Consider the following 11,939-nt stretch of genomic DNA (forward strand, 5'->3'; position numbering starts at 1 on the left):
TTCGCCCTCTCGCAACAGGGTGCCGCCAGCCATGCCTGACCACAACGCTTCGACGCCGGCTGTGCTCGATGCCGTGATCATCGGCGCCGGCTTCTCCGGCCTGTACCAGTTGCACACGCTGCGCGACCGGCTGGGGCTGGCGGTGCAGGTGCTGGAGGCCGGCGAGGGCGTCGGCGGCACCTGGTACTGGAACCGCTATCCCGGCGCGCGGTGTGACTCGGAAAGCCATTCCTACTGCTACACCTTCTCCGACGAACTGCTCGCGGAATGGGAATGGTCGGAACGCTACCCCGCGCAGCCCGAGATCATGCGCTACCTGAACCATGTCGCGGACCGCTTCGACCTGCGGCGCAGCATCCGGCTCGGCACCCGCGTCACCGCGGCGCACCACGATGCGGACGCCAATCTGTGGCGGCTGCGAACCGAGGCGGGGGAGGAGGTCGCGGCGCGCTACCTGATCACCGCCGTCGGTTGCCTGTCGACCGCCAACGTGCCGCGCATCGAGGGTCTCGAGCAGTTCGAGGGCCGTTGGTTCCACACGGGCGAATGGCCGCACGGGGGCGTGGATTTCACTGGCCTGCGCGTCGGCCTGGTCGGCACCGGGTCCACCGGCATCCAGGCCGCGCCCGTCATCGCGCAATCCGCCACACATCTCACGGTGTTCCAGCGCACCGCGAACTACAGCGTCCCGGCGCAGAACGCGCCGCTGACGCCGGATTTCCAGCGGTACCTTCGCGAGAATTTCGACGAGATCAAGCGCACGATGCGCGAGACCACGAATGGTCATTCCTTCCGCATCTCTGAGCGCTCCGCCCTGGCCGCGACGCCGGAGGAACGGCAGGCGCTGTACGAGGCGGCCTGGGCCAAGGGCGGCCTGCAATTCCGCGCCACCTTCAAGGACCTGCTGAGCGACCTGGAGGCGAATGAGACGGCGGCCGCCTTCATCAAGGCGAAGATCCACCAGATCGTCCGCGACCCTGCCACCGCCGCGCTGCTGGCCGATATCGACCATCCCTACGCCGCCAAGCGCCCGCCGATCGACAGCCACTATTTCGAGACCTTCAACCGCGCCAACGTGACGCTGGTGGATGCACGCCGCGCGCCGATCCAGCGCATCACCCGCACCGGCATCCAGACCAGCGAGGCCGAGTATCCGCTCGACATCATCGTCTTCGCCACCGGGTTCGACGCGATGACCGGCCCCTTGCTGCGCATCGATATCCGCGGGCGGGATGGGCTTTCGCTGCGGGACGCCTGGGCGGAAGGCCCGCGCAGCCATTTGGGCCTGGGCGTGCCCGGCTTCCCGAACCTGTTCACCATCACCGGCCCCGGCAGCCCCTCCGTGCTTTGCAACATGCCGGTGGCGATCGAGCAGCATGTCGACTGGATCACCGATTGCATCGCGCGACTGCGCGCCGATGGCATTGCCCGCATCGAGGCGACGCCGGAGGCGGCGGAGGCGTGGGTGGCGCAGGTGAACGCGGCGGCGGACGCAACCCTGCTGCCGCAGGCCGCGTCCTCCTGGTATCTCGGCGCCAACGTGCCGGGCAAGCCGCGCGTTTTCATGCCCTATGCCGGCGGCATGGCGCATTACCGCCGCATCTGCGACGACGTCGCGGCCCGTGGCTATTCCGGATTCGTGCTGGCCTGAAGGTGGCGCGGGGGTTCGTCCCTGGGGAGAGACGTGTCCATGCCTGCACCGCTGCACCCGGATTGCCTGACGCTGCTCGAGATGATCCGGGCCGCCGGGCGCCAGCCGCTGGAGACGATGGAAACCGGCCCGGCCCGCGCGCAATACGCCGCCGGGCGCCTCGTGCTGCAACCGCCGCCGCCCGATGTCGCGGAGGCACGCGACCTGCGCCTGCCCTCCGGCATCGCCCTGCGGCTGTACCGGCCGCTGAGGTCGGCGACCGACCACATCCTGCCTTGCCTCATCTTCGCGCATGGCGGCGGCTGGGTGTTCGGCGATCTCGCGACGCATGACCATCTGGCGCGCAGCCTCGCCAACGCCTCCGGCTGCGCCGTGCTCGCGGTGGATTACCGCCTGGCGCCGGAGCATCCGTTTCCCGCCGCCATCGACGACTATGCCGAGGCCGTCGCCCACGCCGCGGCGAACGCCGCCGCGCTTGGCATCGACGCCACGCGCTTGGCCGTGGGCGGCGACAGTGCCGGCGGCAACCTCGCCGCCGTGGCGGCGCTGATGGCCCGCGACGGCGCGCTGCCGCCGCTGCGCTTCCAGATGCTGCTGTACCCGGTCACCGACATGGCGCAGGGCCATGACAGCTATCTGCGCTTCACCACAGGCCTGCCGCTGACCGCCGCTGGCATGCGCTGGTTCCGCGAGCGCTACGCGCCGCAGCCCGCGTATTGGCCGGATTGGCGCGCATCCCCGTTGCGAGCCGCGACGCTCGCCGGCACCGCGCCCGCCTTCGTGCTGACCGTCGGCCATGACCCGCTCTGCGACGAGGGCCGCGACTATGCACGGCGGCTGGAGCGGGAGGGCGTGCCCGTTGCCCACCTGCATGTCGCGGACCTGCTGCACGGCGCGCTGACCATGGGCGCCATCGTGCGCCCGGCGCTGGACCTGATCGACGCCGCCGGCCTCGCGCTGCGGCGCGCGCTGGTCTGAATCAGGGCCGCACGGCTGGCGTTTCCACGGCGAGGCCGGCGGCCCGCGACATCAGGAAAGCCTCGATGGCGACATACTCCGCCGCGCCATAGGCGAAGGGCTCCGACCGCACGCCGGTCATGCAGCCGCGCAGCCGGCGTTGCAGCGAGCCCAGAGCCTGCCATTCCAGCCGGTACAACGGGTAGCCCGTGGGGTGCGCCTGCGGGATGACGCTGCCGGCCAGGCGCCGCCCGGGATTGTCGTCGTGGCACTGCGCGCAGGACAGGTCGAGCTGCCCGCGCCGTTCCGCCCACAGCGCCGCGCCCCGCGCCCGTGCCGCATCCAGCCGCGCGTCCGCCGGCGGGGCAATCGGCAGGCCGCGCGACTGCTCGCCGACATAGGCCGACAGCGCGAGCAACCCCTGGCTTTCGCGGGCCAGCGGCGCCGCGCCCTGGCGTTCCGCCCGGCACTGCGCGATGCGTCCGGCGAGATCGATCGGCGCGTGGCCTGCGGCATCCCAGGCCGGGTAGCGCGCCGCCACGCCCCGCAGCGTGCCCTCCGCATGGCAGGAGGCGCAGGACTGGCCGGCCGGGCCTGCGGGCTGCCGGAACAGTTCCTCGCCTTCCAGCACCCAGAGCAGGCCTGGATTGCTGGTGTCGTCGCGCTGCATCGCCTGGGTTTCGCGCGCCATGTCCTCGAAGCCGGAGCGCCGTTCCTGCGCTGCGGCCGGCCCGGCCAGCACCGCCAGCAGCAGTGCCGCGCGGATCATGTCACGGTCAGTTCGCGCGTCTCCGTCTGCGCGAAGCCGTTGTCGCCTTCCCAGGTCATCTCCACGGTGCCGCTGCGCGTCGCCACGGTGCTGAACGACAGGAACGGATTGGCGGCAATGGCGGGCGACAGCTCCGCCTGGAACACGACTTCGCCGTCGTAGCGGCAGGTGAAGCGTCGGATGATGTCGCGTGGTGCCACCACGCCGCTGGCATCCGGGCGATAGCCGGTTTCCATCGTGTGCTGGATCAGCGTGCGGATGGTGATGATGTCGCCGCGCGCGGCGGTGCGGGGGACGTTCAGCAGGACGCGTGCCATGTCTCAGCCCTCGATGCAGGCGGCGAGGGTGACGACCACCTGCGCCTGGTCCGACCAGAAGCTGCCATCGGACAGCGACGCCACCGCCAGCAGGGTCTGGGACGTCGCCAGCCGGATATGCGTCGCCAGCATCGCCCGCCCGGCGCGCGGGCCGATCTGCGCGGTGATGACATGCGGCTGCGGGTTGCGTTCGTTGAAGACGGCGATGGCGCGGACATGGTCCTCCTCCGTCATCGGGCTGTCCACGATGACGGCCAAAGGCACGGTGTTGCCGTTCTCGACCAGCGGGGAGATGTCCAGCGCCACCCGCCCGCGCGAGACCGGCGCGCCGCCGGTGAAACCGCGCACCGCTTCCGCCATCGCTTCCGGCGTCGCATGGGCAACGCGCGGCAGCAGCAGCAGGGCAGGGGCGGCCAAGGGCACGGTAAGCAACAGGCGGCGGGGCGTGATCATCGGGGAGCCTCTTCGCGCAGCGTCATCAGGAAGGCCAGCACATCCTCGATCTCCGCCGCCGTCAGGATGGTGCGGCCCTGGAAGGCCGGGCCGACGCGGTGGAGATCCTCCGTCCGGAAGTAGGAGGGCATGATGCTGTCCGGGTTCAAGCGCTTGCCGTCGACCAGGCGCAGGCGAAGCTGGCCCTCGGTCCAGCGGCTGCCGGCACCGGCCAGGCTGGGGGCGAGGTTGCCCTGGAAGGGCTCCTCCGGAAACGGCCCGGAATGGCACAGCAGGCACAGCCCGCGTTGCCGGTCCGCGACGATGGCGCGGCCCCGGGCGGCGTCGCCGGCCTCCCCGGTCAGGGATCGCGGCATCGCATCCTCCTGCGCCGCGACCGGTAGGGACAGCAGCATGGCCAGGAAGAGGCTAGCCGAACGCATCGGCCGTGATGGTCCCGAACCAATCCTCGGCATACAGCGCCTCGGCCTCCCGAACCGCGGCCGGCGCGTCCAATGGGCTGGTGCCGCCGGCGCCGGGCACGTCGGAAAGCAGCCCGTTCGCCGGCTGGTACACGCCCGCGACCGAGATGCCATAGCCCGGCGCCACCAGGCTGTAGCAGGTGTTCACCAGCTTCGGCGGCTGCACCGGTTGATCCCGCAGCAGCGCCGCGATGGCGGCGGCGCAGACCCGTGCCTGTGCGTTCGCGGCGAAAGCGGATTTCGGCATGGCGCCGGCGATGGCGGCATCGCCGATCACGTGCACGCCGGGCACCAGCCGCGATTCGAAGCTCGCCGGGTCGATCGGACACCAGCCGGACCGATCCGCGGCACCTGCCTGTTCCGCGATGGCACCGGCGCGCTGCGGCGGGATGACGTTGACCACGTCGCCGGCATGGTCGCCGAAATCCGTCACCACGCTGCGCTCCTCCGGCTTCACCCCGGTGACGCGACCGCCCATGGACAGTGGCACGTACTCCAGCAACCCGGGATACAGTGCCGCCCAGGCCGCCTCGAACAGCCGCTGCTTGGAGAAGACATCCTTCGCATCCAGCACGATCAGCTTCGAGCGCGGCTTCTGGGTCTTCAGGTAATGCGCGATCAGGCTGGCGCGCTCATACGGCCCCGGCGGGCAGCGGTAGGGGTTGGCGGGGATGGCCATGACGACGGTGCCGCCATCCGGCATCGCCGCAAGCTGGCGCCGCAGCAATTCGGTCTGCGCCCCGGCGTTCCAGGCATGTGGCAACACCTCCGCGGCGGCCTCGTCGTAGCCCGGCAGCGCGTCGAACCGCAGCGACACGCCGGGCGACAGCACCAGCCGGTCATATGGCAGTAAGGTACCGTCGCCGAGCGTGACGCGCCGTGCCGTGGCATCCACCCCCGTCGCCGCCTGCTGCACCACCGCGATACCCTGTGCGCGCAATGCACCGTAGCCGAAGCGCTGCGCCGCCATCGGCCGGAGCCCGGCGATCACGGCGTTGCTGAAGGGGCAGGCGGTGTAGGTCGCGTTCGGCTCCACCAGCGTCACGTCCAGGGCATGGCCATGCAGCGCGCGCGCACAACTTGCGCCGCCGAAGCCACCGCCGATGACCACCACGCGCGGTCGCGCTTGCGCCAGGGCCGGCGCCGGCAGCAGCAGCGCGGCGAGGCTGCGGCGCGAAAACCTCACCGGACGATCCACGCCGCGATGGCCTGGGTCTCCGCCTCGGAAAAGCCCTTGGCCAGCCGGTCCATCAGCGTCGCCGGCCGCGTACCCTCGCGGAAGGCGCGCATCATCGCCGCGACCTCTGCCGCATCCCGCCCGCGCAGGGACGGAATGGCCGCCCCCTCCCGCCCATGGCAACCGAGGCACGAGGAAGCTCCGGGCGGCACTTCCGCCGCGCTCGCGGATATCGCCGCGAGCGCGCAAAAACCCGCCAGGGCGAAGGCCCTCACGTCCGCCGCAGATCGGCCTGCTGCAAGGGCAGAGACCGCACCCGCTTGCCGGTCGCGGCGAACACCGCGTTCAGCACCGCCGGCGCCGCGACCGCGATGGTGGGCTCGCCGACGCCGCCCCAGAAGCCGCCGGAGGGCAGGATGAGGCTCTCAACCTTCGGCATGTCGACCATCCGCATCACCGGGTAGGTGTCGAAGTTGGTCTGCTCGATGCGGCCATCCTTCACCGTGCAGGCGCCGTACAGCGCCGCCGACAGGCCATAGACGAAGGAGCCTTCGACCTGCGCCGCGATCTGCTGCGGGTTCACCGCGTGGCCGGGATCGGTCGCCGCGACGATGCGGTGCACCTTCAGCTCCCCGGCGTCGGAGACGGACACCTCCGCGCAGGCCGCGACATAGCTGCCGAAGCCGTGCGTCACACACAGGCCGCGATGCACCGCCTGTCCGTTGACCGGTGCCGCCGGCGTGCCCCAGCCGGCGCGTTCGGCGACGGCGTTCAGCACCGCCAGGTGCTTCGGGTGGTTCGCCATCAGCGCCCGGCGGAACTCCAGCGGGTCCTTGCCGGCAGCGTGCGCCAGCTCGTCCATGAAGCATTCCAGGTAGATGGCGTTCTGGTTCAGGTTCACCCCGCGCCAGAAGCCCGGCGGCACATGCGGGTTGCGCATGGCATGGTCGATCAGCAGGTTCGGGAAGGTGTAGCCGATATCAGCCTCCCCGCCGCTGGCGTTCAGCCCTTGGAACACCACCGGGTCGCGACCGTCGCGGATGTTCTGCGGGAAGATGCCGGCGACGATGGACTGGCCGGAGATGCGCATGGTCAGGCCCGTCAGGTTGCCCTGCGCATCCAGACCACCCACAAGCTTGCACATGGTGACGGGGTGGAAGCGGCCCTGCAGCATGTCCTCCTCCCGCGTCCACACCAGCTTCACCGGCGTGCCGGGCATCTGCTTGGCGATGTCCACCACCTGGCGCACCCAGTCATGCACCGCGCCGCGCCGGCCGAAGCCGCCGCCGAGGTGGATCTTGTGGATCTCCGTCCGCGCCGGCGGCAGCCCGGCCGCTTCGGCGGCGGCGGCATGCGCGGCCTCGCCGTTCTGCGTCGGCGTCCAGACCTCGCAGCGCTCCGGCGTCCAGACGGCGGTGGCGTTCATCACCTCCATGCAGGCGTGGTTCTGGTGCGGGTAGCCATACACCGCCTCGACGCGCTTCGCGGCACCGGCCAGCGCGGCCGCGGCATCGCCGTTGCGGTTGCCGACGGCGGCCTGCGGCGCATCGAGCCCCTCCCGCATCACCGCCTCGAAGCTGGCGGAGGAGGCGTTGGCGTGCTCACCCTCGTCCCAGGTGATCTTCACCGCATCAAGTGCCGTCTTGGCGCGCCACCAGGTGTCGGCGACCACGGCGACGGCATAGTCGCCCACGCGCAGCACGCGCTTCACGCCGGGCATGCGCTCCGCCTCGGCGCTGTCCACATCCCGCACCTTGCCGCCGAACACCGGGCAGGCATGGATCGCGGCGTTCAGCATGCCCGGCAGCTTCAGGTCCATGCCATAGACCTGGCTGCCGTTCAGCTTGGCCGCGGTATCCAGCCGCGGCACCGGCTTGCCGGCGAGCTTCCAGTCGGCGGGGTTCTTCAGCGTCACGTCGGTCGGCACCGGCAGCCGCCCGGCGGCCTCGGCCACCTGGCCGTAGGTCACGGTGCGCCCGCTGGGCCCGTGCGTGATGACGCTGGCGGCGGCGCGGCATTCGCCGGCCGGCACGGACCACGCATTGGCGGCGGCCTGCACCAGCATCATGCGCGCCGCGGCGCCGCCCTTGCGGACATAGTCGTGGCTGTCACGGATGCCGCGGCTGCCGCCGGTCGACATGTTGCCCCAGATGCGGCCGCGCGCCAGGTTCTGGCCGGGCGTCGGGTATTCCGTGGTGACCTTCGCCCAGTCGCATTCCAGCTCCTCCGCGACCAGCTGCGCCAAGCCGGTCAGCGTGCCCTGGCCCATCTCGGACCGGGCGATGCGGATGACGACGGTATCGTCCGGCTTGACCACGACCCAGGCATTCACCTCGGGCGAGGCGGGGCCTGCGGCCGGCGTCCCCTGGGCCGCGGCCTCCCCCGGCAGCGGGATGCGGAAGCCGAGGGTGAAGGCGCCGGCGGCGGCGACGGCGGTGCCGAGGACACCACGGCGCGACGGCGTACGGATGGCGTTCATGCTGCGGTGCTCCTCAACCGGCCGCGGTCGAACCGGCGGCGCGCTGCACCCCGGCGATGACGCGGTTGTAGGTGCCGCAGCGGCAGATGTTGGTGATCTCCTCCCGGATCTGCGCTTCCGTCGGGCGCGGCGTGTTCGCCAGCAGCGCGGCGGCGGCCATGATCATGCCGGGCTGGCAGAAGCCGCATTGCGGCACGTCCAGCGCCAGCCAGGCCTGCTGGATCGGGTGGCTGCTGTCGGGCGACAGGCCCTCGATCGTGACGATCTTCTGCGTCTCGTCGAAGGCGGAGACCGGCATGGTGCAGGACCGCACGGCGGCGCCGTCCACATGCACCGTGCAGGCGCCACATTGCGCGATGCCGCAGCCATACTTGGTGCCGGTCAGGTCCAGGTGTTCGCGCAGCACCCAGAGCAGGGGCGTGTCGTCCTCCACCTGCACATCCAAGATGCGACCATTGACGTTGAGCTTCGCCATTCCGTTGTCCTCCCGGCACGTCGGAGTGCCGCGAGGCCCCGTCCCGGGGTGCCCGCGCGTAAACTCCTCGGCACAACCTGCGATGGCGGAAGGCTAACAGCCTGGGAGGTCACCCCACAATACATTCCCAACGCTGCCCGCCAGCACGCCTGCCTTGCCGCGGCAGGCGGTGCGGGCTGCGCGCGGGATCGTGAAGCGGGCGCGCCTCAGCCCCCGGCCACCAGCTTGTCCTGCGTCCGCGTCGCGAAGTCGCTCGCGTCGTGCCGCTCATGCAGCTGGCTGGATGGCTCGCCGCTGGTGCGGTTCACCATGCGGCCGCGCTGCACCGCCGGACGCTCGCCGATCTCGTCCGCCCAGCGCCGCACATGCTTGTAGTCCTGCACCTGCAGGAACTCCGCCGCGCCATACAGCCAGCCCTTCACCAGCCCGCCATACCAGGGCCAGGTCGCGATATCCGCGATGGTGTAGTCCGGCCCGGCCAGGTAGGCGCTGTCCGCCAGCCGTCGGTCCAGCACGTCGAGCTGGCGCTTCACCTCCATGGCGAAGCGGTCGATCGGGTATTCCATCTTGCTCGGCGCATAGGCGTAGAAATGCCCGAAGCCACCGCCGAGATAGGGCGCGCTGCCCATCTGCCAGAACAGCCAGGACAGGCACTCGGCCCGCGCCGCCGGCTCGGCCGGCAGGAAGGCGCCGAACTTCTCCGCCAGATGCACCAGGATGGCGCCGGATTCGAAGACGCGGATCGGCTGCGGCCCGCTGCGGTCCAGCAGCGCCGGGATCTTGGAGTTGGGGTTGACCGCGACGAAGCCGCTGCCGAACTGGTCACCCTCGCCGATGCGGATCAGCCAGGCGTCGTATTCCGCGCCCGCATGCCCGGCCGCCAGCAGTTCCTCCAGCATCACCGTGACCTTCACGCCGTTCGGCGTGCCCTGCGAATACAGTTGCAGGGGATGCCGCCCGACCGGCAGCTCCTTGTCATGCGTCGGCCCGGCGATGGGCCGGTTGATGCTGGCGAATTTTCCTCCGTTTGCCTTGTTCCAGGTCCAGATCGCTGGCGGCGTGTAGTCGGCGGGCTTGAAGTCCGGGACCTCATTCATGGCGTGGCTCCTGCTGCGTCGCCGCCATATGCGCCGTCCCGCCCGCCGCTCAACCCCGGCGGCGCTGCCCGCCTGCATTGCCGCATGGCAGGGCGCCCCGTACAGACGCCGCATGCACATCGCCATCATCAACGACTACCAGGATTTGGCCCGCGCGGCGGTGGACTGGAGCGACCTCGCGGCGCAGCACGATCTTCACATCCACGGCCGCCTCGACCCCGCCGCCGCGCCGGCGCTGCTGGCGGCCGCCGAGGTCGTCGTGACGGCGCGGGAGGAAACCCGCTTCGACGCCGCGCTGCTGGCACAACTGCCGCGGCTGCGCCTGCTGGTCACGCATGGCATGACCAACGCGGCGCTGGACCTGCCGGCGCTGACGGCCCGCGGCGTCACCGTCTGCGGCACCTCGCTGGGCTTTCCCATGGCGACGGTCGAGCTCGCCTGGGGCCTGATCCTCGGCCTGGTGAAGCACATCCCGGCGGAGGACCGCGCCATCCGCGGCGGTGGCTGGGGCGCCGGCCTGGGCCGCGGCCTCACCGGGCGCACCCTCGGACTGCTCGGCCTCGGCAAGCTCGGCGCGGAGATGGCGCGCATCGGCCAGGCCTTCGGCATGCAGACCATCGCCTGGAGCGAGAACCTGACCGAGGCGCGCTGTGCCGCCTGCGGCGTGCGGCGCGTGGACCGCCTGGACCTGTTCGCGCAATCCGACGTGGTCAGCATCCACACGCGCCTGTCGCCGCGCAGCCGCGGCCTGGTCGGTGCCGCGGAGATCGCCGCGATGCGCCCCGACGCGCTGCTGATCAACACCTCCCGCGGCCCGATCGTGGACCAGGCCGCGCTGGTCGCGGCGCTGGCGCGGGGGGCCATCGGCGGCGCCGGCCTCGACGTGTTCGAGCAGGAGCCGCTGCCGGCGGACGATCCGCTGCGCCACCTGCCCAACACCCTGCTCACCTCGCATGTCGGTGGCCGGACGCGGGAAAACATCCTGCTGCGCTACCAGGAAAGCCACGCGGCGGTCCTGGCCTGGCTTGCCGGGCAGCCGGTGCGCGTCATCGCCGGGTAGGCTTTGCGGACCGCCCGGGTGCTGCGACACTGGCCGGAACATTGGGGGCCAGAAAGATGATCCGTTCGATGCGCCGCGGCCTGCTGGGTGTCGCGCTGGCCGCCGGCCTCGGCGGTGTCGCGCTGGCCCAGGGTGGCGCCACCTACCCGACGCGGCCGCTCACCATGGTCGTCGGCTTCGCGCCGGGCGGCCCGGCCGACGTCATCGCCCGCCTCATCGCACCCGGCCTAGGCGCCGACCTCGGCCAATCGGTCGTGGTGGAGAACGCCTCCGGCGCCGGCGGGTCCATCGGCCAGGCGCGCGTCGCCGCGGCCCGGCCGGATGGCTACACCATCCTGTTCGGCAGCCTGGCCCAGGCCACCATCCCGACCCTGCTGCGCAACCTCAGCTTCGACCCGACGGCGCTGGAGTCGATCGGCATGGTGAACGAGGTGCCGATGGCGATCATCGGCCGCCGCGACCTGCCCGCCGCCAACCTGGCCGAACTGGTGGCACTGGTGCGGCGGGACGGCCTGCGGATGAACCTCGGCAATGCCGGTATCGGCTCCACCAGCCACCTGTGCAGCCTGCTGTTGAACGCCTCCATCGGCACGCCGGTGACGCTGGTGCCCTATCGCGGCAATGCGCTGGTGATGAACGACCTGATGGGCGGCACGCTCGACCTCGGCTGCGACCAGACCACGAACAACGCCACACAGATCCGTGCCGGCTCGATCCGCGCCTTCGCCATCAGCACCCCCGCCCGCGCCGCCGCGCTGCCCGACGTGCCGACCACGGCGGAAGCCGGGCTGCCGGAGATGCGGATGTCCGGCTGGAATATGTTGTTTGCCCCCGCCGGCACGCCTGGCCCGGTGGTGGAGCGCCTGAACCGTGCCCTGCTGGCGGCGCTGCGGGATGAGAATGTCGGCCGCCGCATGGCCGACCTCGGCAGCCAGCCCGCGAGCGGTGAGCGCACCACCCCGGCTGGCGGCCAGGCCTTCTGGCGCGCCGAGATCGCACGCTGGAAGCCGCTGCTGGAAGCTGCCGCGCCTTCGAATTGAGCA

Annotated in this window: 13 protein-coding genes; 4 read left to right on the forward strand and 9 right to left on the reverse strand. The window is 71.2% G+C overall.

The genetic code is table 11. From position 1 onward, the window contains the following. The first annotated feature begins 31 nt into the window (after window positions 1-31). Both ACLF3G_RS11435 and ACLF3G_RS11440 read left to right on the forward strand, forming a co-directional pair. Window positions 32-1,651 (forward strand): flavin-containing monooxygenase, encoded by a 1,620-nt coding sequence (locus tag ACLF3G_RS11435; RefSeq protein ID WP_430669494.1) that lies wholly within the window; start codon window positions 32-34, stop codon window positions 1,649-1,651. A gap of 39 nt (window positions 1,652-1,690) precedes the next feature. After that, a complete protein-coding gene (locus tag ACLF3G_RS11440; protein ID WP_430669495.1) occupies window positions 1,691-2,629 on the forward strand; it encodes an alpha/beta hydrolase in 939 nt (312 codons plus the stop codon). A gap of 1 nt (window position 2,630) precedes the next feature. Here ACLF3G_RS11440 and soxA read toward each other — a convergent pair whose 3' ends face one another. The 9 genes from soxA to yghU form a co-directional block, all read right to left on the reverse strand. Further along, window positions 2,631-3,377 carry a sulfur oxidation c-type cytochrome SoxA gene (soxA, locus tag ACLF3G_RS11445; protein ID WP_430669496.1) on the reverse strand — a complete coding sequence of 249 codons (747 nt, stop codon included), beginning with the start codon at window positions 3,375-3,377 and terminating at the stop codon, window positions 2,631-2,633. Beyond that, window positions 3,374-3,694 (reverse strand): thiosulfate oxidation carrier complex protein SoxZ, encoded by a 321-nt coding sequence (gene soxZ, locus ACLF3G_RS11450; RefSeq protein WP_430669497.1) that lies wholly within the window; start codon window positions 3,692-3,694, stop codon window positions 3,374-3,376. Before soxZ ends, soxA begins: the two co-directional genes overlap by 4 nt. Before the next feature lie 3 nt (window positions 3,695-3,697). Next, window positions 3,698-4,147 (reverse strand): SoxY-related AACIE arm protein, encoded by a 450-nt coding sequence (locus ACLF3G_RS11455; protein WP_430669498.1) that lies wholly within the window; start codon window positions 4,145-4,147, stop codon window positions 3,698-3,700. Further along, window positions 4,144-4,542 (reverse strand): sulfur oxidation c-type cytochrome SoxX, encoded by a 399-nt coding sequence (gene soxX, locus ACLF3G_RS11460; RefSeq protein WP_430669499.1) that lies wholly within the window; start codon window positions 4,540-4,542, stop codon window positions 4,144-4,146. The genes ACLF3G_RS11455 and soxX overlap by 4 nt, the downstream gene beginning before the upstream one ends. A 13-nt stretch (window positions 4,543-4,555) precedes the next feature. Further along, complete coding sequence (locus tag ACLF3G_RS11465; RefSeq protein ID WP_430669500.1) at window positions 4,556-5,794, reverse strand: FCSD flavin-binding domain-containing protein; 1,239 nt, start codon at window positions 5,792-5,794, stop codon at window positions 4,556-4,558. Continuing rightward, entirely contained in the window at window positions 5,791-6,060 is a 270-nt protein-coding gene (locus tag ACLF3G_RS11470; RefSeq protein ID WP_430669501.1) for a c-type cytochrome, read from the reverse strand. Before ACLF3G_RS11470 ends, ACLF3G_RS11465 begins: the two co-directional genes overlap by 4 nt. Continuing rightward, complete coding sequence (locus ACLF3G_RS11475; RefSeq protein ID WP_430669502.1) at window positions 6,057-8,264, reverse strand: molybdopterin cofactor-binding domain-containing protein; 2,208 nt, start codon at window positions 8,262-8,264, stop codon at window positions 6,057-6,059. Before ACLF3G_RS11475 ends, ACLF3G_RS11470 begins: the two co-directional genes overlap by 4 nt. 13 nt (window positions 8,265-8,277) lie before the next feature. Next, complete coding sequence (locus ACLF3G_RS11480; RefSeq protein WP_430669503.1) at window positions 8,278-8,739, reverse strand: (2Fe-2S)-binding protein; 462 nt, start codon at window positions 8,737-8,739, stop codon at window positions 8,278-8,280. 206 nt (window positions 8,740-8,945) lie between these two features. Continuing rightward, window positions 8,946-9,836: a glutathione-dependent disulfide-bond oxidoreductase gene (gene yghU, locus ACLF3G_RS11485; RefSeq protein WP_430669504.1), complete on the reverse strand. Its 891-nt coding sequence runs from the start codon at window positions 9,834-9,836 to the stop codon at window positions 8,946-8,948. 112 nt (window positions 9,837-9,948) lie between these two features. Here yghU and ACLF3G_RS11490 point away from each other — a divergent pair, with 112 nt between their 5' ends. Both ACLF3G_RS11490 and ACLF3G_RS11495 read left to right on the forward strand, forming a co-directional pair. Beyond that, window positions 9,949-10,896, forward strand: a complete 948-nt coding sequence (locus tag ACLF3G_RS11490) for a D-2-hydroxyacid dehydrogenase family protein (protein WP_430669505.1) — start codon at window positions 9,949-9,951, stop codon at window positions 10,894-10,896. Window positions 10,897-10,952: 56 nt separating this feature from the next. Beyond that, a complete protein-coding gene (locus ACLF3G_RS11495; protein ID WP_430669506.1) occupies window positions 10,953-11,936 on the forward strand; it encodes a tripartite tricarboxylate transporter substrate-binding protein in 984 nt (327 codons plus the stop codon). Window positions 11,937-11,939: the final 3 nt, after the last annotated feature.

Source organism: Falsiroseomonas sp. HC035 (genome assembly GCF_050563525.1).
GTDB lineage: Bacteria > Pseudomonadota > Alphaproteobacteria > Acetobacterales > Acetobacteraceae > Falsiroseomonas.